This window comes from Enterobacter cloacae complex sp. 418I7, assembly GCF_050030705.1.
Classification (GTDB): Bacteria; Pseudomonadota; Gammaproteobacteria; order Enterobacterales; family Enterobacteriaceae; genus Enterobacter; species Enterobacter intestinihominis.
In genome coordinates, this window is the sequence record NZ_JBLGUU010000001.1 from 4,647,716 (window position 1) to 4,670,906 (window position 23,191).

18 protein-coding genes, 1 tRNA gene and 3 rRNA genes are annotated in these 23,191 nt (G+C 53.1%); 8 read left to right on the forward strand and 14 right to left on the reverse strand.

The window, feature by feature from the left end:
* Nucleotides 1–3 precede the first annotated feature (3 nt).
* Nucleotides 4–1,416, forward strand: a complete 1,413-nt coding sequence (gene glnG, locus ACQG0S_RS22340; protein ID WP_022649852.1) for a nitrogen regulation protein NR(I) — start codon at nucleotides 4–6, stop codon at nucleotides 1,414–1,416.
* Between the two features lie 110 nt (nucleotides 1,417–1,526).
* Nucleotides 1,527–1,637, forward strand: coding sequence for a YshB family small membrane protein (locus ACQG0S_RS22345; protein WP_017382667.1), 111 nt, complete (start codon nucleotides 1,527–1,529; stop codon nucleotides 1,635–1,637).
* Between the two features lie 100 nt (nucleotides 1,638–1,737).
* Here ACQG0S_RS22345 and hemN read toward each other — a convergent pair whose 3' ends face one another.
* From hemN to ACQG0S_RS22360, 3 genes are all read right to left on the reverse strand, one after another.
* A complete protein-coding gene (gene hemN / locus ACQG0S_RS22350) occupies nucleotides 1,738–3,111 on the reverse strand; it encodes an oxygen-independent coproporphyrinogen III oxidase (RefSeq protein ID WP_048966006.1) in 1,374 nt (457 codons plus the stop codon).
* A 188-nt stretch (nucleotides 3,112–3,299) separates the two neighbouring features.
* Nucleotides 3,300–3,815: a Der GTPase-activating protein YihI gene (gene yihI, locus ACQG0S_RS22355; RefSeq protein ID WP_022649854.1), complete on the reverse strand. Its 516-nt coding sequence runs from the start codon at nucleotides 3,813–3,815 to the stop codon at nucleotides 3,300–3,302.
* A 161-nt stretch (nucleotides 3,816–3,976) separates the two neighbouring features.
* The gene (locus ACQG0S_RS22360; RefSeq protein ID WP_022649855.1) at nucleotides 3,977–4,204 is read right to left on the reverse strand and encodes a hypothetical protein; all 228 of its coding nucleotides are present in this window, start codon (nucleotides 4,202–4,204) and stop codon (nucleotides 3,977–3,979) included.
* Nucleotides 4,205–4,395: 191 nt separating this feature from the next.
* Between ACQG0S_RS22360 and yihA the strand changes: the two genes are divergently transcribed.
* Nucleotides 4,396–5,025 (forward strand): ribosome biogenesis GTP-binding protein YihA/YsxC, encoded by a 630-nt coding sequence (yihA, locus tag ACQG0S_RS22365; RefSeq protein WP_003861913.1) that lies wholly within the window; start codon nucleotides 4,396–4,398, stop codon nucleotides 5,023–5,025.
* Between the two features lie 311 nt (nucleotides 5,026–5,336).
* On the opposite strand, the gene polA is transcribed toward yihA, so the two are convergent.
* Nucleotides 5,337–8,129, reverse strand: coding sequence for a DNA polymerase I (polA, locus tag ACQG0S_RS22370; protein ID WP_048966007.1), 2,793 nt, complete (start codon nucleotides 8,127–8,129; stop codon nucleotides 5,337–5,339).
* A 439-nt stretch (nucleotides 8,130–8,568) separates the two neighbouring features.
* Between polA and ACQG0S_RS22375 the strand changes: the two genes are divergently transcribed.
* Nucleotides 8,569–9,477, forward strand: a complete 909-nt coding sequence (locus ACQG0S_RS22375) for an acyltransferase (protein WP_022649857.1) — start codon at nucleotides 8,569–8,571, stop codon at nucleotides 9,475–9,477.
* A 21-nt stretch (nucleotides 9,478–9,498) separates the two neighbouring features.
* Here ACQG0S_RS22375 and dsbA read toward each other — a convergent pair whose 3' ends face one another.
* The 3 genes from dsbA to ACQG0S_RS22390 all read right to left on the reverse strand — a co-directional run bounded on the left by dsbA (nucleotide 9,499) and on the right by ACQG0S_RS22390 (nucleotide 11,481).
* Nucleotides 9,499–10,122 (reverse strand): thiol:disulfide interchange protein DsbA, encoded by a 624-nt coding sequence (gene dsbA / locus ACQG0S_RS22380; RefSeq protein WP_022649858.1) that lies wholly within the window; start codon nucleotides 10,120–10,122, stop codon nucleotides 9,499–9,501.
* Nucleotides 10,123–10,149: 27 nt separating this feature from the next.
* Nucleotides 10,150–11,136, reverse strand: coding sequence for a serine/threonine protein kinase (locus ACQG0S_RS22385; RefSeq protein ID WP_022649859.1), 987 nt, complete (start codon nucleotides 11,134–11,136; stop codon nucleotides 10,150–10,152).
* A gap of 75 nt (nucleotides 11,137–11,211) precedes the next feature.
* Nucleotides 11,212–11,481, reverse strand: a complete 270-nt coding sequence (locus ACQG0S_RS22390; RefSeq protein WP_048966008.1) for a YihD family protein — start codon at nucleotides 11,479–11,481, stop codon at nucleotides 11,212–11,214.
* Nucleotides 11,482–11,549: 68 nt separating this feature from the next.
* On the opposite strand from ACQG0S_RS22390, the gene mobA reads away from it, so the two are divergent.
* Nucleotides 11,550–12,134, forward strand: a complete 585-nt coding sequence (gene mobA / locus ACQG0S_RS22395; RefSeq protein ID WP_022649860.1) for a molybdenum cofactor guanylyltransferase MobA — start codon at nucleotides 11,550–11,552, stop codon at nucleotides 12,132–12,134.
* Entirely contained in the window at nucleotides 12,131–12,634 is a 504-nt protein-coding gene (gene mobB / locus ACQG0S_RS22400; protein ID WP_022649861.1) for a molybdopterin-guanine dinucleotide biosynthesis protein MobB, read from the forward strand. Before mobA ends, mobB begins: the two co-directional genes overlap by 4 nt.
* Nucleotides 12,635–12,733: 99 nt before the next feature.
* Here mobB and rrf read toward each other — a convergent pair.
* The 4 genes from rrf to ACQG0S_RS22420 all read right to left on the reverse strand — a co-directional run bounded on the left by rrf (nucleotide 12,734) and on the right by ACQG0S_RS22420 (nucleotide 17,710).
* Nucleotides 12,734–12,849 (reverse strand): 5S ribosomal RNA (gene rrf, locus ACQG0S_RS22405).
* Nucleotides 12,850–12,920: 71 nt separating this feature from the next.
* Nucleotides 12,921–15,826: ribosomal RNA gene (locus ACQG0S_RS22410) — 23S ribosomal RNA — on the reverse strand.
* Between the two features lie 182 nt (nucleotides 15,827–16,008).
* Nucleotides 16,009–16,084 (reverse strand) — tRNA-Glu (locus tag ACQG0S_RS22415).
* A gap of 84 nt (nucleotides 16,085–16,168) precedes the next feature.
* A 16S ribosomal RNA gene (locus tag ACQG0S_RS22420) occupies nucleotides 16,169–17,710 on the reverse strand.
* Together the 16S, 23S and 5S rRNA genes with 1 tRNA gene alongside form the textbook arrangement of a ribosomal RNA operon.
* Nucleotides 17,711–18,160: 450 nt before the next feature.
* Between ACQG0S_RS22420 and ACQG0S_RS22425 the strand changes: the two genes are divergently transcribed.
* Together ACQG0S_RS22425 and mdtD are read left to right on the forward strand one after the other, a co-directional pair.
* Nucleotides 18,161–18,868: a FadR/GntR family transcriptional regulator gene (locus tag ACQG0S_RS22425; RefSeq protein WP_023298937.1), complete on the forward strand. Its 708-nt coding sequence runs from the start codon at nucleotides 18,161–18,163 to the stop codon at nucleotides 18,866–18,868.
* Entirely contained in the window at nucleotides 18,865–20,298 is a 1,434-nt protein-coding gene (gene mdtD / locus ACQG0S_RS22430) for a multidrug transporter subunit MdtD (RefSeq protein ID WP_022649863.1), read from the forward strand. The genes ACQG0S_RS22425 and mdtD overlap by 4 nt, the downstream gene beginning before the upstream one ends.
* Here mdtD and rbsR read toward each other — a convergent pair.
* The 3 genes from rbsR to rbsB all read right to left on the reverse strand — a co-directional run bounded on the left by rbsR (nucleotide 20,264) and on the right by rbsB (nucleotide 23,188).
* Nucleotides 20,264–21,256: a ribose operon transcriptional repressor RbsR gene (rbsR, locus tag ACQG0S_RS22435; protein ID WP_072202236.1), complete on the reverse strand. Its 993-nt coding sequence runs from the start codon at nucleotides 21,254–21,256 to the stop codon at nucleotides 20,264–20,266. The two genes, mdtD and rbsR, sit on opposite strands and share 35 nt — an antisense overlap.
* A gap of 3 nt (nucleotides 21,257–21,259) precedes the next feature.
* Nucleotides 21,260–22,189 (reverse strand): ribokinase, encoded by a 930-nt coding sequence (gene rbsK / locus ACQG0S_RS22440; RefSeq protein WP_022649865.1) that lies wholly within the window; start codon nucleotides 22,187–22,189, stop codon nucleotides 21,260–21,262.
* Nucleotides 22,190–22,297: 108 nt separating this feature from the next.
* Nucleotides 22,298–23,188 (reverse strand): ribose ABC transporter substrate-binding protein RbsB, encoded by an 891-nt coding sequence (gene rbsB, locus ACQG0S_RS22445; RefSeq protein ID WP_003862397.1) that lies wholly within the window; start codon nucleotides 23,186–23,188, stop codon nucleotides 22,298–22,300.
* Nucleotides 23,189–23,191 lie beyond the last annotated feature (3 nt).

A 23,191-nucleotide genomic window follows, 5' to 3' on the forward strand; every position in this document is an offset into this window, starting at 1 on the left:
TTTATGCAACGAGGGATAGTCTGGGTAGTCGATGACGATAGCTCCATCCGTTGGGTGCTTGAACGCGCGCTCACAGGAGCGGGATTAAGCTGCACGACGTTTGAGAGTGGCAGCGAGGTGCTCGACGCACTCACCACCAAAACGCCGGACGTTCTGCTCTCGGATATTCGCATGCCGGGAATGGACGGACTGGCGCTCTTAAAGCAGATCAAACAGCGCCACCCTATGCTTCCGGTCATCATAATGACCGCCCACTCCGACCTGGATGCTGCCGTCAGCGCGTACCAGCAGGGCGCGTTTGATTACCTGCCAAAACCGTTTGATATCGACGAAGCCGTTGCGCTGGTTGAGCGCGCTATCAGCCACTATCAGGAGCAACAGCAGCCCCGCAATGCCCCCGACTTTGGACCGACGACGGACATCATCGGTGAAGCGCCGGCCATGCAGGACGTGTTTCGCATCATCGGGCGTCTGTCGCGTTCGTCTATCAGCGTCTTGATTAACGGTGAATCAGGGACCGGTAAAGAGTTGGTCGCACACGCCCTGCATCGCCACAGCCCGCGGGCGAAAGCCCCCTTTATCGCCCTGAACATGGCAGCGATCCCTAAGGATTTAATTGAATCTGAGCTGTTCGGCCACGAAAAAGGGGCGTTTACCGGAGCCAATACCATTCGTCAGGGACGCTTTGAACAGGCTGACGGCGGCACGCTTTTCCTGGATGAAATCGGCGATATGCCGCTGGATGTACAGACCCGACTGTTGCGCGTGCTGGCAGATGGACAGTTTTACCGCGTGGGCGGGTATGCGCCGGTGAAGGTGGACGTACGCATTATCGCCGCGACGCACCAGAACCTGGAGCTGCGCGTACAAGAGGGGAAATTCCGTGAGGATTTATTCCATCGTCTGAACGTGATCCGCGTCCACCTGCCGCCGCTGCGCGAGCGTCGGGAAGATATCCCGCGTCTGGCGCGCCATTTCCTGCAGGTGGCGGCCCGCGAGCTGGGCGTGGAAGCCAAGCAGCTTCATCCGGAAACGGATGCCGCCCTCACCCGTCTGGCGTGGCCGGGCAACGTGCGTCAGCTGGAAAACACCTGTCGCTGGCTGACGGTGATGGCCGCCGGCCAGGAAGTGCTGATTCAGGATTTACCGGCAGAACTGTTTGAAGCCACCGTGCCCGAGAGCACCGCAGGACATACGTTGCCGGACAGCTGGGCAACGCTGCTGGCGCAGTGGGCAGATCGCGCGCTGCGTTCCGGTCATCAAAACTTGCTCTCTGAAGCACAGCCTGAAATGGAGCGCACGCTGTTGACCACCGCGCTTCGTCATACCCAGGGCCACAAACAGGAAGCGGCTCGCCTGTTGGGATGGGGTCGAAACACCCTGACGCGCAAGCTGAAAGAGCTGGGAATGGAGTGATCTTACTCCGCTGTGTAAAGGTTACTAATTGAGCGCAAAGTGCCGTTATTTTGCGCTTTACTGTTCCGATGAGTTTTGTATGATCGTGCCCGGAAACTGGGGGGAGCATCATGCTGGAATCATTAGTGACCTTACTTTCGAGCGGTGCAGCAGAAAGCCACACGCCACAAACTGCCGTTGCGGCGGTATTGTGTGCGGCACTGGTTGGGCTGTTTAGCTAACGAGCTGTCAATGAAAAGCCGGGTGGCGGCTTCGCCTTACCCGGCCTACATAGTTGCGAGTTGTAGGCCGGGTAAGCGAAGCGCCTCCCGGCATTGCAACTTAAATCACGCGCGAGAACTGCTGTAAACGCGCTTTCTGGCGCAGATAGGCATCGAAGCACATGCAGATATTACGAATCAACAGACGCCCCTTCGGCGTGACGACCACCGCGCTCTCCGACACATCCACCAGCCCGTCCTTCGCCAGCGGCGCAAGAAGCTTCAGGTCTTCGGCAAAGTAATCGCTGAATTGCAGATCCCATTGCGACTCCACCTCGCGGAATTCGAGACGGAAGTTGCAGATAAGCGCCTTAATCACATCACGACGGATGCAGTCGTCGCGCGTTAACGCAATGCCGCGCCACAGCGCGTTGCCCGTTTCATCAACCTGCTGGTAATACAGCTTCAGCTCTTTTTGGTTCTGGGCGTAGCAGTCGCCAATCATGCTGATAGCGGAGACACCCATTCCGAGCAGATCGGTATCTCCCTGGGTGGTGTATCCCTGGAAGTTACGGTGGAGAACACCTTCGCGCTGGGCAATCGCCAGTTCGTCGTCAGGGCGGGCAAAGTGATCCATCCCGATAAACTGATAGCCGGTTTCGGTCAGCGAGGCGATGGTCTCCTGCAAAATGTCCAGCTTCTGCTGGGCGGAAGGCAGATCCGCATCTTTGATTTTGCGCTGCGCGGCGAACAGCGTCGGCAAGTGCGCATAGTTAAAGACGCTCAGACGGTCCGGGTTGAGCTCAGCCACGCGTTTAAGCGTGTAGGCGAAGCTCTCCGGCGTCTGCTTCGGCAGGCCGTAAATCAGGTCTATATTCGTTGAGGTAAAGCCGATTTCACGCGCATGGTTGAGTAAGGCAAAGATAAACGCTTCATCCTGCTCGCGGTTGACCAGGCGCTGTACTTCTTTGTTGAAGTCCTGTACGCCCATACTCAGGCGGTTGAAGCCTTCGGCGCGTAAATGATCCAGCACATCCAGCTCGATTTCACGCGGATCGACCTCGATCGAAATTTCAGCGTCGTGGTTAAAACTGAAATTGCCGCGCAGAAGCGCCATCAGGCGGCTGATCTGCGCTTTGTTCAGATAAGTTGGCGTACCGCCGCCCCAGTGAAGCTGGCTGACGTGACGGCCTTTAAACAGCGGTGCGCGGTGCAGAATTTCCTGTTCAAGCGCATCGAGGTATTGATCGGCTTTGTGCTGCTGGCGGGTAACGATTTTATTGCAGCCGCAGAAGTAGCAGAGCTTGTGGCAGAACGGAATATGGACGTAGAGCGACAGCGGGCGCTCGGGATAGCGCGCCACAGCTTGCTGAAAATCCGCCTCGCCGAAAGCGTCCGAGAACTCCAGCGCGGTGGGGTATGAGGTATAACGCGGCCCGGAATAGTTATATTTCTGGATCAGGGCCAAATCCCAGTCGATAGATGGTACAGACATGCTCACTCCTTCCGTTGGTGTCGCGTTCGTATACGGCGGCCCGTTCTGGTCCCGTTGCGGGCCATCATTCGGGTGCGCAGCCACTTCTGTCGCCGCGACAACCGCCGTAGTTTAACGAATAACCACACCAGATAACATATAACCGGAAGGGTTATAAGCAGGACGAGTGTACCTGCCGGGTGCAAATGTTAGTTTCCACCTTTCAGCAGACGCATCATATCTTCCTGCTTTTCGTCTTCCTCTTCGTCTTCTTCATCATCGTAGGACAGACCCAGCTTCTGCATCAGTTCATCAATGCGATCCAGTTTGGCATCTACCCAGGACTGCTCTTCAGCGGTCAGGGTTTCACCCTCTTCAAGACGTTCCAGCAGCGCATCCAGGCGCTCATCGTTCTCCAGCATATCCAGCTCAGCCTGCGGTGAAAGCATAGGTTTCTCGCTCTTTGGTTTGTGCTGCTTAGTGACCGGCGTGTCTGTCACGCCCAGTGGAATGGGAGTTTTACTGCCGATACGAGGATCTTTCTGCTGTTTGCCTTTTGCAGAAGCGCCTGCGGCACCGCCACCGTTAGCACGGCTACCCGCAGTATGGCCACGATGCTTTTTATCGCGTTTGCGATCGCGCGCTTCCTGATTCAGTTCTTCGCGCGTTTTGCGGCGGGCTTTTGCAGGGCGTTTCGCGCCCGCAGCGGAGGTCGGTTTTTTCATGATGTTTTATCTTTAAGTCGTTTTCTTCAGTATAGAATTGCGGCGAAATCTAGCAGAAAGCAAGCAAAGAAAAAAGGCGACAGAGCAATCTGTCGCCTTTTTTCCTGACTCACAACCCTTAACGGGTCAGACATTCCCTGTTTGCCTTCAACAAACCCTGTTTATCCCTTGGCTACTACCGTCCGTGATACGGTTCCGTTTCCTGTTAAAAACGCCTCCAGGCGCCGGTCGTCCTGACAATCCTGAGTCTTCGCCTCCTGGCGCTCCTGACCCTTATCCTTAAGTCGTTTTCCTGCTGGCATCCTCGCCTTGACGCACACTTTACCTTGTTCTCTTAAACTAACAAGCAACGAAAAGGTACTAAACCGGATTTTCAGATAATTACTCATTAATAACTCTTTGAATTTTAATATTTTGAGTTTTTTAGCGCCTGCGATTTCTCTTAAATTTCTCATACGCTTAAGGGCAGATCTCTTACATTCCGTAGGGCTTTCACTTACACGTCAATGACGAAGGGAAAAGCCTTTTGCCCGCATTCAGGTATAATCCCCCGCAGATTACGATTTTTGGAGACGACCACGTGACTACCTGGAACTACCAACAGACGCATTTTGTCACCAGTGCGCCCGATATTCGCCACCTGCCCTCAGACACAGGGATTGAAGTGGCATTTGCTGGCCGCTCCAATGCGGGAAAATCCAGCGCCCTGAATACGCTGACCAATCAGAAAAACCTGGCGCGTACCTCAAAAACACCTGGCCGTACTCAGCTGATTAACCTGTTTGAAGTGGCTGAAGGCAAACGCCTGGTCGATTTACCGGGCTACGGTTACGCGCAGGTACCGGAAGAGATGAAGATCAAATGGCAGCGTGCGCTGGGTGAATACCTGGAAAAACGCATGTGTCTGAAAGGTCTGGTGGTGCTGATGGATATTCGACACCCGCTAAAAGATCTCGACCAGCAGATGATTGACTGGGCGGTGGCAAGCGATATTGCGGTGCTGGTGCTGCTGACAAAAGCGGATAAGCTGGCGAGCGGCGCGCGCAAGGCGCAGGTGAACAAGGTGCGTGAAGCGGTGCTGGCATTCAACGGTGATGTACAGGTTGAACCGTTCTCCTCGCTGAAAAAGCAGGGTGTGGACAAACTGCGACAGAAGCTAGACAGCTGGTTTAACGATCTGGAACCGGCGACAGAAGCGGAAGCAGAGTAACAACAGGCGCGGCGATGACCGCGTTTTTTTCGCCCGAAACTTTCCTTTCCGCAATAAAAAACGCCCCAGTCATTACTGACTGGGGCGGCTAAAATATTCAGCCAAATCCGATTACGTGAAGTAAAAGGTCTGAAAGATAGAACATCTTACCTCTGTACCCTACGTCGTTAACTCTACTCTTTTTTTGTCTCTTGAAAAAGCACTTTTTGTAGTTTTTTTTCATTCTTTACATAGGGAATTCTAATGATCGTCACAAAACGCGCGTACTTATGTTGCTTACTTACATAAAAAGCGCGTTATTCCGATAACGCTTAGTGAGCCTGATCCCAGTTTTCGCCGCTACCCACTTCCACCAGCAACGGAACGTCCAGCTTCATGCTGTTTTCCATCAGTTCATGGATCTTCTGAGAGACCTTTTCCAGGTCGTCTTTATGGACTTCAAATACCAGTTCATCGTGTACCTGCATGATCATTTTCACGCGCGGTTTCTCTTTTTCCAGCCAGGCATCAACGGCGATCATCGCGCGTTTGATGATATCTGCCGCAGTGCCCTGCATCGGGGCATTGATAGCAGCACGTTCAGCGCCAGCACGGCGCGCGGCGTTACTGGATTTGATGTCCGGAAGGTAAAGACGACGGCCATCCAGCGTTTCAACGTAGCCTTTCTCTTTCGCCTGCGCGCGGGTACGCTCCATATATTCCAGCACGCCCGGATAGCGCTCAAAGTAGAGATCCATATACTTCTGCGACTCTTTACGCGGAATGTTGAGCTGGCGTGATAGGCCAAATGCGCTCATGCCGTAAATAAGGCCAAAGTTAATCGCTTTTGCGCTACGACGCTGTTCGTTTGTCACGCTGTCCAGCGGCAGGCCAAACACTTCGGCAGCTGTCGCCCGGTGGATATCCTTCCCTTCGGCAAATGCCGTCAGCAGGCCTTTGTCACGCGACAGGTGCGCCATAATACGCAGTTCGATTTGCGAGTAGTCTGCGGAGACAATCAGATAATCCTCTGGCGCAATGAAAGCCTGGCGTATACGGCGGCCCTCTTCATTACGCACCGGAATGTTTTGCAGGTTAGGATCGGTTGACGAAAGTCGCCCGGTCGCCGCTACAGCCTGGTGATAGGAAGTATGTACGCGGCCCGTTTTCGGGTTAATCATCAACGGCAGTTTGTCGGTATAGGTCGATTTCAGCTTCGCCAGACCACGGTACTGCAGGATAACTTTTGGCAGCGGATAGTCCAGCGCCAGCTCTTCCAGCACCTCTTCAGAGGTTGAAGGCGCGCCGCCCGGCGTTTTCTTCAGCGGTTTGATACCCTGCTTTTCAAACAGGATGGTTTGCAGCTGTTTCGGTGACGACAGGTTAAATGCCTCTCCAGCAAGTTCATGCGCTTTCTGTTCAAGCTCGGTCAGGCGCTGCGCCAGCTCGCCAGAGTGATTATGCAGCACCGTTGGGTCGATTTTGACGCCGTTACGCTCAATGCGGGACAGCACAGGCACCAGCGGCATCTCAATGTTCTGGAAAACATTCAGCGGCCCTTCGTGCTTCTGCAATTTCGGCCACATTTTGAGATGCAGCTGTAGCGTAACATCAGCGTCTTCCGCGGCGTAGCGGCCTGCTTCTTCCAGCGCGATCTGGTTAAAGGTCAGCTGATTTTTGCCCTTACCGGCAATTTCTTCAAAGGTGATGGTTTTGTGTTTCAGCCAACGATCGGATAAGGAATCCATATCATGGCGGCCCGCCACGCTGTCCAGAATGTAAGATTCCAGCATGGTGTCAAAAGCGATACCACGTAGCTCAATGCCGTAGTTTTGCAGAATACCGCGGTCGTACTTCAGGTTTTGCCCGACCTTCAGCGCTTTCTCGTCTTCCAGAATCGGCTTCAGCAGTGCTAAGGCGCGCTCGCGCGAGATCTGCTCCGGCGCATCCAGATAGTCATGCGCTACCGGAACATAGGCTGCCATACCCGGCTCCGTCGCGAATGACAGGCCCACCATATTGGCAGATATGTTATCGAGACTGTCCGTTTCGGTATCGAACGCAAATACCGGTGCTTTTTTCAGCTTTTCAATCCAGGCGACGAGCTGCGACTCTTCAAGGATGGTTTCATAGTTATCGAATGAGAGCGCTGCCGCTTCTTCTTCTGCCTGCTCTTCGGCATCGACAACGATAGTTTCTTTCGGCTTCGCCGCAGCTTTTGCCCCTTTCGCCTGAAGCCATTTCCCGGCTTCGACATCCGTGGTCCAGCGTTTAAATTCGTATTTTCTGAACAGGCCAAGCAGTTCTTCAGCGGCGGGTTCCTGCACTTCAAGCTGGTCGCAGGTAAGCTCCAGCTCGACGTCGGTTTTGATGGTGGCTAACTGATAAGAGAGGTAAGCCACCTCTTTGTTATCGGCGAGCTTTCCGGCCATGGTTTTTGCACCACGGAAGGTAAGTCCGGCAATTTTGTCGGACTCAGCGTACAGCGTATCCAACCCACCTAACCCTTGCAGCAGTGCCTGAGCTGTTTTTTCGCCCACGCCCGGCACGCCAGGGATGTTATCCGAGGAATCCCCCATCAGGGCGAGGAAATCAATAATGAGTTCTGGCGGCACGCCATATTTGGCAACCACTTCTTCCGGGCCAAGAATGGTGTTGGTCATGGTATTAATCAGCGTGATCCCAGGTGTTACCAGCTGCGCCATGTCTTTATCACCGGTACTGATCAGCACCGGGCGGCCAGCCTTTTCAGCTTCGCGCGCCAGGGTGCCAATAACGTCGTCAGCCTCAACGCCCGAGACAGCCAGCAAAGGCAGCCCCATCGCTTTGACCATAGCGTGCAGCGGTTCAATCTGCGCACGCAGATCGTCAGGCATGGGAGGACGGTGAGATTTGTAATGCTCAAATAATTCATCGCGGAAGGTTTTCCCCTTCGCATCAAACACCACGGCCGCATGGGTTGGGTGGTATTGCAGAATCAGGCTGCGCAGCATATTCAGCACGCCGTACATTGCGCCGGTAGGTTCCCCTGCGCTGTTGGTCAGAGGAGGAAACGCATGATACGCCCGATAAAGGTAAGAAGAGCCATCGACGAGTATAAGTGGGTTTTCTGGGATCTGAACCATAATGTCCGTGCCTTTAATTAATTTATGGGTAAAGGATGCCACAGAAGGATGAAAACATCAGGTTTTAGCGCTTTATACAGAAAAAGATTTTGCGATCGTGAAGATCGCTCGCAAAAACAAACTGTGGATAAGTTTGTGCATATTTTTAATACAGGTGAATAACAGTTCTATAAAACTGATACTGAAAACTTATTTATCAAATAAAATCAAATAGTTGAAATTAGATCACTTAAGATCCCACCCCGCTGATGGTTATTTAGTCTATGTGGATATAAGACGTAAGCACCCTGTCTATATAGAAAATTTCGCTGCATGGCAGGAAAAGCCGCAGCCTCTTCGTGTGAAAGCGCCCTGGTCTGGGCCAATATCTGATAAGATCGGCGCCCAGCACCGGATAGCCGGCTGCTTAATTACAGCTAACTATCTGAAAAAATTCATTATGTCGAAAATACTCGCTGCGATAACCTTATTGCTAAGCGTCATTTTAACTATTCTGGTTACCATCGCCTGTTCTGTGCCAATCATCGTTGCCGGAATAATTAAGCTCCTGCTGCCCGTCCCTCCGGTATGGCGTGCAGTGTCTGCTTTTTGTAATTTTATGATGTACTGCTGGTGTGAAGGGCTGGCGATCCTGTTGTATCTGAACCCCTGGTTAAAGTGGGACGTTCAGGGCCTTGAGAAGCTGAATAAAAAGAACTGGTATCTGCTGATCTGCAATCATCACAGCTGGGCCGACATCGTTGTATTGTGCGTGCTGTTTCGCAAACATATTCCGATGAACAAATACTTTCTGAAACAGCAACTGGCATGGGTGCCTTTCATTGGTCTGGCCTGCTGGGCGCTGGATATGCCGTTTATGAAACGCTATTCACGCAGCTATCTGATTCGTCATCCGGAACGCCGCGGTATGGACGTGGAAACTACGCGCCGTTCTTGCGAGAAGTTTCGCGCGCATCCCACCACCATAGTTAATTTCGTCGAAGGTTCGCGCTTTACCGAAGAGAAGCGCCAGCAGACTCGCTCTCCGTATCAGCACCTGTTGCCGCCAAAGGCAGCGGGTATCGCAATGGCCCTCAACGTGCTGGGTGAGCAGTTTGATAAATTGTTGAACGTAACGCTCTGCTATCCGGAAAACGACAGGACGCCGTTCTACGATATGCTCAGCGGCAAGCTGACGCGTATCGTAGTCCGCGTTGATCTGTTGCCCATCGATACGGAACTGCACGGTGATTACGTTAACGATAAAAACTTCAAACGTCGTTTCCAGCTTTGGCTCAATACACTCTGGAAAGAGAAAGACGAACAGATAGCGGAGTTAAAATCTTCATACAAAAACGCCGGTCAATGACCGGCGTTTTCTTTATGTTTGTTACTTCATCTCAACCAGGTGTTTCACGGTATCAGCGTACTGTTGTACGAAGATATCCATACTGGTGGTGTCCATACCACGCATATTTACCTGGTATTTACCGTTAACATACATCGCCGGCACGCCCTGCAACTGGAAGTCAGCGGCAGCTTTTTCCTGCTGTGCCACGAGAGATTTCACCACAAAACTGTTCCAGGCAGCGTCGTAGTCTTCACCTTTCACACCGGCATCAACAAACACTTTACGGATATCTGCCGTAGTTTGTACGGTCTGGGTTTTCTGTACGGCTTCAAACATAGGCGCGGTGATCTTATCTTCCACACCCAGCGCAATCGCAACCGCCCATGCCTGAGTCAGATCTTTACCCAATGGGCCAAGGAACTCAACGTGGTATTTCGTCATTTTGGTGCCTTCCGGCAGCTTTTTCTTCACGTTGTCAGAAACATGAAGTACCTGCTCAAACTCGTAGCAGTGCGGGCAGTAGAAGGAGAAGAACTCCAGCACCTGAGGCTCGCCAGCTACAGGCTTGTCCAGCGTAATGTACTGCTTGCCGTCGGTAAACTGCGCAGCAGTTGCGCTAAATGCCAGAATCATACCAGCCAGCGCCAGCCAAATTTTTTTCATGATTAACTCTCTCCTGGGTGTGTCCATTTAATACATCGGCGTTAATTGCAGAGGGGGTTCCTGTAGAACCTTAACCTGCTCGGTAAATGTGGATATCTGGTTGCGCCAGTAATCCTCCCCGGTAAGCCAGGGGAAATTTCGGGGAAAAGCCGGGTCTTCCCAACGCCTGATTAACCACGCGAGATAATAAACAAATCGCATCGCACGTAAAGGCTCTATCAGGGCAATTTCGTCTGAATTAAAGGGGCTAAATTCTTCATATGCTTCAATTATGGTCTCAAGCTGCATGCGCTGCTCGGCTTTATCACCGTTGAGCAGCATCCACAGATCCTGCACCGCAGGTCCCATACGAGCGTCATCAAGATCGACAAATAGCGGGCCGTCGCGCCAGAGAATATTCCCGGCGTGGCAGTCACCGTGCAGGCGTAGAGCGGTAATATCATCCCGCCAGCAGGCTTTTACAGCATCAATAAGCTTATCGGTCGCCGTGAGGAAATTATCCTTAAGCGCCTTTGGGATCAGCGCCGATGTTTCGAATACCTCTCGCGGCTCAATAAGATATTCCTGAACACCAATCGTCGGTCGGGCAACAAACGATTTTTTACGTCCCGTCTGATGAATGCGCCCCAGATAACGGGCAACCCATTCCATCTGATCGATATTATCTGCCTCAAACTGTCTTCCGCCCAGGCTCGGAAATACCGCGTAGTAAAAACCCTGATGGGTCAGCAGCGTTTGGTTATTAAATTTGAGCGGTGCCGCAACGGGAACATCGTCATCCAGCAGATCGTGGGCAAACTGATGCTCTTCCTGAATTTGTTCTGCGGACCAGCGCTGTGGCCGGTAAAACTTTACGACAAAGCGCTGGCGCTCTTCGTCCTGAAATTGGTAGACACGGTTTTCGTAGCTGTTTAAAGGGGTTAACCCGGAATCCACCCGAATACCCTGCTCGAACAGCGCATCCATAATGGTATCCGGGTGTAGTGTCTGGAAAGTAAAAGCCTGGTCGTTCATCCGATCATCCGGAAATTATACGAATGATTCAGGATATCATCTTGTGGCGATTTCGGTGGCTCCGCTTACAAGCTTTTACTCTTTAATTACGCCTCGGGCGCGCAGTAATGCGGTTTTAAAATCCTCTTCATAATCTTTCTGAACACCAGGAATAACAGCATCTTTAGCCGAGTCACGCATTTTGAGGTGGTAGATCAGGATGTCGTCAGAAAGGTCTGCCAGTTCGCCATCAAAACCTGACTCTTTCGCCAGTTTCTGTAAAAATTGCATCAGATTCAGCTCTGGCTCTTTTTGCCAGGCCGGCTGGAGAAGCTCAATGACTTCATTAAGACGTTTACATTTCATGGTAGTGCTCCTTTCATTTAGAGAGACACGTTAGCAGGGTCAATCCCACAATAAAAGAGGCGATATTCGTGAATCAATGCCAGGAAATCATCGGGGTCGTTCTTGCCGGAGGCAGGGCAACGCGAATGGGCGGAAAAGATAAAGGTCTTCAGCTCCTGAACAACACCCCCTTATGGCAGCATGTTGCTGATACCCTGGCAAATCAGGTGTCGTCGATGGCGATCAGCGCTAACCGACATGTTGATATTTATCAGCGCAGTGGATATCCGGTTTATCAGGATAAGCTTGTGGACTACCCCGGCCCGCTGGCGGGAATGCTTTCCGTTATGCAGCAGTCGCACGGAGAGTGGTTTCTCTTTTGTTCATGTGATACGCCCTTCATCCCGTCCTGTCTGGTTGAACGTCTGGTGCAGCGGTGCGAGGGTGCTCCCGTCGTCTGGGTACACGACGGCGAACGCGACCATCCGACGATCGCATTGATTAATCGCTCGTTAATATCTGCGCTGGAAGATTACCTGGCCGCAGGAGAGCGACGCGTTATGGTATTTATGCGCCAGTCGGGAGGGCATTCCGTTGATTTCAGCGACATGAAATCGGCGTTTGTGAATGTAAACACGACGGAAGATTTGCAGATGATGCAGGAGAAGAAATGATACCCGTATTAGCGATCTCTGCCTGGAGCGGCACCGGGAAGACTACGCTGCTAAAAAAGCTGATACCTGCACTTTGCGCTAAAGGTATTCGTCCCGGATTGATTAAGCACACGCACCATAACATGGATGTCGATAAGCCGGGGAAAGATAGCTATGAGCTGCGTAAGGCTGGCGCTGCACAAACGATGGTGGCGAGTAACCAGCGCTGGGCGTTAATGACAGAAACTCCGGATGAAGCACCGCTGGATCTCGCTTATCTTGTCAGCCGGATGGATCATTCCACGCTGGATCTGGTGCTGGTTGAGGGGTTTAAGCACGAGGCTGTTGCGAAGATCCTGCTGTTCAGAAACGGTGCCGGGCATGATGTAAGTGAGTTAACGCTGGATGAACATGTGATTGCTGTGGCCAGTGACGCTGCGTTGACGCTGGAAGTACCGGTTCTGGATTTGAATAATGTGGAGGGGATTGCAGAGTTTATTTTGGCGTGGTGTGCAGTCTGAAAGCTGCCGGGTGACGGCTTCGCCTGACCCGGCCTATCGTTTTTCGACGTACAAACGCAAAAAGGCCATCCTTGCGGATGGCCTCTTCACTTGTTTGATGCCTGGCAGTTCCCTACTCTCACATGGGGAGACCCCACACTACCATCGGCGCTACGGCGTTTCACTTCTGAGTTCGGCATGGGGTCAGGTGGGACCACCGCGCTAAAGCCGCCAGGCAAATTCTGTTAATCTGTATCAGGCTGAAAATCGTGTCTGTCTCTCTTCGCCAAAACAGCTTCGGCGTTGTAAGGTTAAGCCTCACGGTTCATTAGTATCGGTTAGCTCAACGCATCGCTGCGCTTACACACCCGACCTATCAACGTCGTAGTCTTCAACGTTCCTTCAGGAGACTCAAGGTCTCAGGGAGAACTCATCTCGGGGCAAGTTTCGTGCTTAGATGCTTTCAGCACTTATCTCTTCCGCATTTAGCTACCGGGCAGTGCCATTGGCATGACAACCCGAACACCAGTGATGCGTCCACTCCGGTCCTCTCGTACTAGGAGCAGCCCCCCTCAATTCTCCAGCGCCCACGGCAGATAGGGACCGAACTGTCTCACGACGTTCTAAACCCAGCTCGCGTACCACTTTAAATGGCGAACAGCCATACCCTTGGGACCTACTTCAGCCCCAGGATGTGATGAGCCGACATCGAGGTGCCAAACACCGCCGTCGATATGAACTCTTGGGCGGTATCAGCCTGTTATCCCCGGAGTACCTTTTATCCGTTGAGCGATGGCCCTTCCATTCAGAACCACCGGATCACTATGACCTGCTTTCGCACCTGCTCGCGCCGTCACGCTCGCAGTCAAGCTGGCTTATGCCATTGCACTAACCTCCTGATGTCCGACCAGGATTAGCCAACCTTCGTGCTCCTCCGTTACTCTTTGGGAGGAGACCGCCCCAGTCAAACTACCCACCAGACACTGTCCGCAACCCGGATTACGGGTCTACGTTAGAACACCAGCCATTAAAGGGTGGTATTTCAAGGTTGGCTCCACGCAGACTGGCGTCCACGCTTCTAAGCCTCCCACCTATCCTACACATCAAGGACCAGTGTTCAGTGTCAAGCTATAGTAAAGGTTCACGGGGTCTTTCCGTCTTGCCGCGGGTACACTGCATCTTCACAGCGAGTTCAATTTCACTGAGTCTCGGGTGGAGACAGCCTGGCCATCATTACGCCATTCGTGCAGGTCGGAACTTACCCGACAAGGAATTTCGCTACCTTAGGACCGTTATAGTTACGGCCGCCGTTTACCGGGGCTTCGATCAAGAGCTTCGCGTTGCCGCTAACCCCATCAATTAACCTTCCGGCACCGGGCAGGCGTCACACCGTATACGTCCACTTTCGTGTTTGCACAGTGCTGTGTTTTTAATAAACAGTTGCAGCCAGCTGGTATCTTCGACTGATTTCAGCTCCGTCCGCAGGGACTTCACCTACACATCAGCGTGCCTTCTCCCGAAGTTACGGCACCATTTTGCCTAGTTCCTTCACCCGAGTTCTCTCAAGCGCCTTGGTATTCTCTACCTGACCACCTGTGTCGGTTTGGGGTACGATTTCGTGTTACCTGATGCTTAGAGGCTTTTCCTGGAAGCAGGGCATTTATCACTTCAGCACCGTAGTGCCTCGTCATCACACCTCAGCGTTAATAAGGTACCGGATTTACCTGGAACCTCCGCCTACATGCTTAAACCGGGACAACCGTCGCCCGGCTGACATAGCCTTCTCCGTCCCCCCTTCGCAGTAACACCAAGTACAGGAATATTAACCTGTTTCCCATCGACTACGCCTTTCGGCCTCGCCTTAGGGGTCGACTCACCCTGCCCCGATTAACGTTGGACAGGAACCCTTGGTCTTCCGGCGAGCGGGCTTTTCACCCGCTTTATCGTTACTTATGTCAGCATTCGCACTTCTGATACCTCCAGCATGCCTCACAGCACACCTTCAACGGCTTACAGAACGCTCCCCTACCCAACAACGCCTAAGCGTCGCTGCCGCAGCTTCGGTGCATGGTTTAGCCCCGTTACATCTTCCGCGCAGGCCGACTCGACCAGTGAGCTATTACGCTTTCTTTAAATGATGGCTGCTTCTAAGCCAACATCCTGGCTGTCTGTGCCTTCCCACATCGTTTCCCACTTAACCATGACTTTGGGACCTTAGCTGGCGGTCTGGGTTGTTTCCCTCTTCACGACGGACGTTAGCACCCGCCGTGTGTCTCCCGTGATAACATTCTTCGGTATTCGTAGTTTGCATCGGGTTGGTAAGCCGGGATGGCCCCCTAGCCGAAACAGTGCTCTACCCCCGAAGATGAGTTCACGAGGCGCTACCTAAATAGCTTTCGGGGAGAACCAGCTATCTCCCGGTTTGATTGGCCTTTCACCCCCAGCCACAGGTCATCCGCTAATTTTTCAACATTAGTCGGTTCGGTCCTCCAGTTAGTGTTACCCAACCTTCAACCTGCCCATGGCTAGATCACCGGGTTTCGGGTCTATACCCTGCAACTTAACGCCCAGTTAAGACTCGGTTTCCCTTCGGCTCCCCTATACGGTTAACCTTGCTACAGAATATAAGTCGCTGACCCATTATACAAAAGGTACGCAGTCACCCCATAAAGAGGCTCCCACTGCTTGTACGTACACGGTTTCAGGTTCTTTTTCACTCCCCTCGCCGGGGTTCTTTTCGCCTTTCCCTCACGGTACTGGTTCACTATCGGTCAGTCAGGAGTATTTAGCCTTGGAGGATGGTCCCCCCATATTCAGACAGGATACCACGTGTCCCGCCCTACTCTTCGAGTTCACAGCATGTGTGCTTTCGTGTACGGGACTATCACCCTGTACCGTCGGACTTTCCAGACCGTTCCACTAACACACAAGCTGATTCAGACTCCGGGCTGCTCCCCGTTCGCTCGCCGCTACTGGGGGAATCTCGGTTGATTTCTTTTCCTCGGGGTACTTAGATGTTTCAGTTCCCCCGGTTCGCCTCGTTAACCTATGTATTCAGTTAACGATAGTGCAACGGATTGCACTGGGTTTCCCCATTCGGACATCGCCGGGTCAAAGGTTCATATCACCTCGCCGGCGCTTTTCGCAGATTAGCACGTCCTTCATCGCCTCTGACTGCCAGGGCATCCACCGTGTACGCTTAGTCGCTTAACCTCACAACCCGAAGATGTTTCACTTCTGATTGCGAAAATTTGAGAGACTCGAACACACATGAGCTGTGTGTCGTTTCAATTTTCAGCTTGATCCAGATTTTTAAAGAGCAAATATCTCAAACATGACTCGCAAGTCAGTTTTGAGATATGACGGCAGGTGACTTTCACTCACGAACCAGCAAGTGGCGTCCCCTAGGGGATTCGAACCCCTGTTACCGCCGTGAAAGGGCGGTGTCCTGGGCCTCTAGACGAAGGGGACGTACAGTCTCAATCGCAAGACGCCTTGCTATTTACTTTTCATCAGACAATCTGTGTGAGCACTGCAAAGGCAGGTTCTTTAAGGTAAGGAGGTGATCCAACCGCAGGTTCCCCTACGGTTACCTTGTTACGACTTCACCCCAGTCATGAATCACAAAGTGGTAAGCGCCCTCCCGAAGGTTAAGCTACCTACTTCTTTTGCAACCCACTCCCATGGTGTGACGGGCGGTGTGTACAAGGCCCGGGAACGTATTCACCGTGGCATTCTGATCCACGATTACTAGCGATTCCGACTTCATGGAGTCGAGTTGCAGACTCCAATCCGGACTACGACGCACTTTATGAGGTCCGCTTGCTCTCGCGAGGTCGCTTCTCTTTGTATGCGCCATTGTAGCACGTGTGTAGCCCTACTCGTAAGGGCCATGATGACTTGACGTCATCCCCACCTTCCTCCAGTTTATCACTGGCAGTCTCCTTTGAGTTCCCGGCCTAACCGCTGGCAACAAAGGATAAGGGTTGCGCTCGTTGCGGGACTTAACCCAACATTTCACAACACGAGCTGACGACAGCCATGCAGCACCTGTCTCAGAGTTCCCGAAGGCACCAAAGCATCTCTGCTAAGTTCTCTGGATGTCAAGAGTAGGTAAGGTTCTTCGCGTTGCATCGAATTAAACCACATGCTCCACCGCTTGTGCGGGCCCCCGTCAATTCATTTGAGTTTTAACCTTGCGGCCGTACTCCCCAGGCGGTCGACTTAACGCGTTAGCTCCGGAAGCCACGCCTCAAGGGCACAACCTCCAAGTCGACATCGTTTACGGCGTGGACTACCAGGGTATCTAATCCTGTTTGCTCCCCACGCTTTCGCACCTGAGCGTCAGTCTTTGTCCAGGGGGCCGCCTTCGCCACCGGTATTCCTCCAGATCTCTACGCATTTCACCGCTACACCTGGAATTCTACCCCCCTCTACAAGACTCTAGCCTGCCAGTTTCGAATGCAGTTCCCAGGTTGAGCCCGGGGATTTCACATCCGACTTGACAGACCGCCTGCGTGCGCTTTACGCCCAGTAATTCCGATTAACGCTTGCACCCTCCGTATTACCGCGGCTGCTGGCACGGAGTTAGCCGGTGCTTCTTCTGCGGGTAACGTCAATCGACAGGGTTATTAACCCTGTCGCCTTCCTCCCCGCTGAAAGTACTTTACAACCCGAAGGCCTTCTTCATACACGCGGCATGGCTGCATCAGGCTTGCGCCCATTGTGCAATATTCCCCACTGCTGCCTCCCGTAGGAGTCTGGACCGTGTCTCAGTTCCAGTGTGGCTGGTCATCCTCTCAGACCAGCTAGGGATCGTCGCCTAGGTGAGCCGTTACCCCACCTACTAGCTAATCCCATCTGGGCACATCCGATGGCAAGAGGCCCGAAGGTCCCCCTCTTTGGTCTTGCGACGTTATGCGGTATTAGCTACCGTTTCCAGTAGTTATCCCCCTCCATCAGGCAGTTTCCCAGACATTACTCACCCGTCCGCCACTCGTCAGCAAAGCAGCAAGCTGCTTCCTGTTACCGTTCGACTTGCATGTGTTAGGCCTGCCGCCAGCGTTCAATCTGAGCCATGATCAAACTCTTCAATTTAAGTTTGATGCTCGTGAATTAAACTTCGTAATGAATTACGTGTTCACTCAGAGACTTGGTATTCATTTTTCGTCCGAGGACGTTAAGAATCCATGTCACTTTGAGTGCCCACACAGATTGTCTGATAAATTGTTAAAGAGCAGTGCCGCTACGTTTTCGCTGCGGCGCGGGGTGTGCATATTACGCTTTCCCGCTTCAGAGTCAAGCGTTTATTTTGCTTTTCTCTGCTGACCCGGCGGCTTGCGTGCCGTTGTTCCGTGTCAGTGGAGGCGCATTATAGGGAGTTCTTCTGAAGTGACAAGAGGTAATTTAAAAAAAGTTTCTGACCGTGTTTTTTTTCACCAAAAGCGATGAGATCAAGCTACAAATTGTTCTAATTGATGTATCTGCAACCACAATCACACCTGAGATGGCATAATTAGCCGCATCAATATTTAAGGAATAAAAGCGATGCCATTAAGCGCACAACAGCTGGCAGCTCAAAAAAACCTGTCCTATGTGCTGGCAGAAAAGCTGGCTCAGCTGATCTTAGCGGGTAAATATGCCCCAGGTAGCATCCTGCCCAGCGAGATGGAGCTGGGGGATCAGTTTGGTGTAAGCCGTACCGCCGTTCGCGAAGCGGTAAAAACATTAACGGCGAAAGGGATGGTGCTTCCACGCCCGCGCATTGGCACCCGCGTTATGCCTCAGGGGAACTGGAACTTTCTCGATCAGGAGTTACTCACCTGGTGGATGACCGAAGATAACTTTAATCAGGTCGTCGATCACTTTCTGGTCATGCGCAGCAGTCTTGAGCCTCAGGCCTGTCTGCTTGCCGCCACGCTCGGCACAGCAGAGCAAAAAGCGCAGCTCAATACTTTTATGGAAGAGATGGTGGATCTGAAAAAGCACTTTAACCGCGAGCGCTGGATAGAAGTCGATATGGCCTGGCATGAACATATCTATAATATGAGCGGAAATCCTTTCCTGACCTCCTTTGCTTCTTTATTCCATTCTGTGTACCACACTTACTTTGCCTCTATCACACAGGATGAGGTGGTGAAGCTGGATCTGCATCAGGCGATAGTCGATGCCATTCAGGAAAGCGACGGGCAGCGAGCCCTGAGTGCGTGCCAGGCGTTGCTGGCCGCGCCAACCCACCAGCAGGTAAATAAATGACAGAGAAAAAAGCACGCAGTATGGCCGGATTGCCGTGGATTGCAGCCATGGCGTTCTTTATGCAGGCACTGGATGCCACTATCCTCAATACCGCCCTTCCCGCAATAGCCCAAAGCCTTAACCGCTCCCCACTGGCGATGCAATCCGCCATCATCAGTTATACCCTGACGGTGGCGATGCTCATTCCGGTCAGCGGCTGGCTGGCCGATCGTTTCGGCACGCGCAAAGTGTTTATGCTGGCGGTGACGCTGTTCACCCTCGGTTCTCTGGCTTGCGCCCTCTCTACCTCTCTGACGGAACTGGTTATCTTCCGCGTTCTACAGGGGATAGGCGGCGCGATGATGATGCCCGTCGCGCGTCTGGCGTTATTGCGCGCCTATCCGCGCAGCGAACTGCTCCCGGTGCTCAACTTTGTGACTATGCCGGGGCTGGTCGGCCCGATACTTGGCCCGGTTCTCGGCGGCGTACTGGTGACCTGGGCAAGCTGGCACTGGATCTTCCTGATTAATATTCCGATTGGTGTGGCAGGGCTAATCTATGCCCGCAAATATATGCCGAACTTCACCACACCACGACGCAGCTTCGATATGGGCGGCTTCTTCCTGTTTGGCCTGAGCCTGGTCCTGTTCTCCAGCGGGATGGAGCTGTTTGGCGAGAAAATCGTAGCGACGTGGCTGGCGCTGGCCATCATTCTTAGCGGTATTCTGCTGTTCCTTCTATATATCCGTCATGCGCGTCGCCATCCGACACCGCTTATCTCTTTATCTCTGTTTAACACCCGAACGTTTTCCGTCGGGATCGCGGGCAATATTGCCTCGCGTCTGGGCACGGGCTGCGTACCGTTCCTGATGCCGCTGATGCTCCAGGTCGGTTTCGGCTATCCGGCCCTGATTGCTGGCTGCATGATGGCCCCCACAGCGATGGGCTCAATTCTGGCAAAATCGACGGTCACGCAGGTGCTGCGCTGGTTTGGCTATCGTAAGACGCTGGTTGGCGTGACGATCTTTATTGGATTGATGATTGCGCAGTTCTCCCTGCAATCTGCGGCGTTACCCATCTGGATGCTGATCCTGCCGCTGTTTGTGCTGGGTATGGCCATGTCGACGCAGTTTACATCGATGAACACCATCACCCTTGGGGACCTCACCGACGAGAATGCCAGCAGCGGCAACAGCGTACTGGCGGTCACTCAACAGCTGTCGATCAGCCTCGGGGTTGCTGTGAGCGCGGCGGTACTGCGGTTTTATGAAGGGTTTGACGGTACAAATACCGTTGAGCAGTTCCACTATACCTTTATCACCATGGGCGCGCTTACCGTGGTATCGGCGGTGGTCTTTATGTTGTTAAAACCAAAAGACGGCCGGAACCTGATTAAAGAGCGTCATAAAGATAAGGCTAAACCGAACCGCGTTCCATCAGAACAGGAGTAAGCTGCAAACGTTGCTGTTGCAGCGTGGGCTGAGCCATGCGGTGGATCAACACATCGATGGCCAGCTCACCCAGTTCATCCTTCGGCTGATGAATGGTGGTCAGCGGCGGCGTCATGTAGCGCGCCAGTTCGATATCATCATAACCGACGATCGCCATGTCGTCCGGAACACGTAATCCCGCCTGATACAGCGCCTGATAAGCTCCGAATGCCATCGCATCGTTACCGATAAACACCGCCTGCGGGCGCGGCTCTTGCGCCAGCAGTTTCTGCATTGCTTCAAATCCACCATTAAATTCGAAATCGCCGGTGATGCGATAGCCATCAGGAATGGCAAGCCCCGCCCGTTCCATGGCCGAAAGATAGCCTTCCAGACGCAAGCGCGCCGGGGTTTTATCCAGCGGGCCGGTAATACAGGCAATGCGGGTATGACCTTTATCTATCAGATGCTGGGTCGCCATATCGCCACCCAGCAGCGAGTTATCCTGGATCAGATCGCTGGTGCCGTCGAACGGTGCCCAGTCCATCATGACCGTAGGAATAGAAGGGTAGCGCTGGATAATCTCTTTCGAGGGTTGATGCGTTTCGGTACAGAGCAGCAGCAGCCCGTCGACGCGTTTTTGCATCAGCGTCTCCAGGTTTCGGTTCATGCGCTGCTCATCGCCTTCGGTATTGCACAGCACCAGGCTGTAGCCGCGCTCGAAGCAGCTGCGCTCCACGCCGCGCACCAGTTCAGAATAAAAAGGGTTGGTACTGGCGGTGATCAGCATGCCGATGGTGCGCGTCTGGTTAAGCTTCAGGCTGCGGGCCAGCGCAGACGGCGCATAGTTGAGTTCTTTAATTGCAGCGTCAACTTTCTCCCGAATCGCCTCGCTGACGAAGCGATCCTTATTGATAACGTGGGAGACAGTCGAGGTAGAAACGCCCGCCATACGGGCGACATCTTTCATTGTGGCCAAGCGTTACCCCTGCTGACTTAAGAATTCATCAATCTCTTTACGCCATGGAACAGAAGGCTGAGCGCCTTTACGCGTCACCGCAATCGCGGCGGCGGCATGCGCGAAGCGAATCGCGTCATCCATTGCTTTTCCTTCCAGCAGCGCCGTTACCAGCGCACCGTTGAAGGTGTCACCTGCGGCGATGGTATCAATGGCTTTGACCTTAAAGCCCGGTACGCGACGGCCTTCGCCATTGACGCTAGCCCACACCCCACGGCTGCCGAGGGTGATGATCACGGTGCCGATGCCTTTATCATGCAGCGCAAGCGCGGCACGCGCGGCATCGTCATCATTTTCGACACGGATACCCGTCAGCTTTTCCGCTTCGGTTTCGTTCGGGGTGATGATATCCACCAGCGCCAGCAGCTCGTCTGATAATACACGGGCAGGCGCCGGGTTAAGTACGACAGACGTATGATTTTCATGCGCAATTTTCGCAGCGGCCAGCACGCTTTCAACCGGTGACTCTAGCTGCATCAGCAGAGCTTCCGCTCCGGCGATGATCCCACGCTGCGCTTCGACGCGTTCAGTCGTTAACGCGGCATTAGCCCCCGCATGAATACCGATGACATTCTCACCTTCCGCATTGACGAAAATCAGCGCCACGCCGGTAGATTCCCCTGCAACCACGCTGACGGGTGCGATGTCGATTTTGTCGCTTGCCAGCTGTTTGCGTACGCGCTCGCCGGTATCGTCATCACCCGTACAGGCGATAAACGCGATATTTGCCCCGCTGCGTCCGGCGGCAACTGCCTGGTTTGCACCCTTACCGCCGAACGCGACCTGATACTGATTGCCGGTGACGGTTTCGCCCGGAGTGGGGAACGTTTCAAGGTTAAGAATGTGATCGGCATTGATACTGCCAAGGACGACGAGGTTGCCTGCGGTTTTCATGTATTGAGGTGTCCATCTGAGAGCGCCACCGGTATTACCCGGTGGCGTATGCCACACTTTTCTTTTATTTGGTGTCCCTCAGGCAGCCAGCGACTGCCTGAATCGCCTTTACTGCTTAATGACCAGTTTCAGGTCAACAGGATATTTGGCCTGAACTTTTTCGCCCTTCAGCACTTTATCGGCAGTTTGCACGCCAGTCGCGCCAATCTGCTCAGGCAGCTGAGCAATGGTCGCAGCCAGTTTGCCATCATTTACTGCTTTTTCACCATCCGGCGTGCCGTCAAATCCGACAACCATCACATCTGATTTACCCGCAGTCTGGAGCGCACGCAGCGCACCGAGCGCCATTTCGTCGTTCTGTGCGAATACCGCCTGCACATCAGGATGCGCGGTCAGCAGGTTCTGCATGACGTTCAGACCCTTTGTACGGTCGAAGTCTGCCGGCTGGCTCGCCAGCACGTTAAATTTGTGCGCCGCTACAGCCTGCTGGAAACCTTCACCACGTTCACGGGCCGCGGAAGTCCCGGCGATACCCTGCAACTCGATCACTTTCGCGCCTTCACCTGCTTTCTTCGCGATGTAGTCACCGGCGATTTTACCGCCCAGTACGTTATCAGACGCAATATGGCTAACAACGTCGCCTTTGGTCGCCTGACGGTCCAGGGTGATTACCGGGATCTTCGCCTGGTTTGCCATCTTCACGGCGTTACCGACCGCGTCGGAATCGGTTGGGTTGATCAGCAGGATTTTGGTACCACGAACGGTTAAGTCCTGAACGTTAGCCAGCTCTTTCGCCGGGTTGTTCTGAGAATCCAGTACCACCAGGTTGTAACCCAGTTTGTCTGCTTCTTTCTGCGCGCCATCCTTCAGGGAGACGAAGAACGGGTTGTTCAGGGTAGAGACAACCAGCGCGATGGTGTCCTTCGCCATGGCGTTAGCACTTACGGTTGCGCTCAGCGCGACAGCAGAAACCAGGGTAGCCAGTTTTTTCATGTTCATATC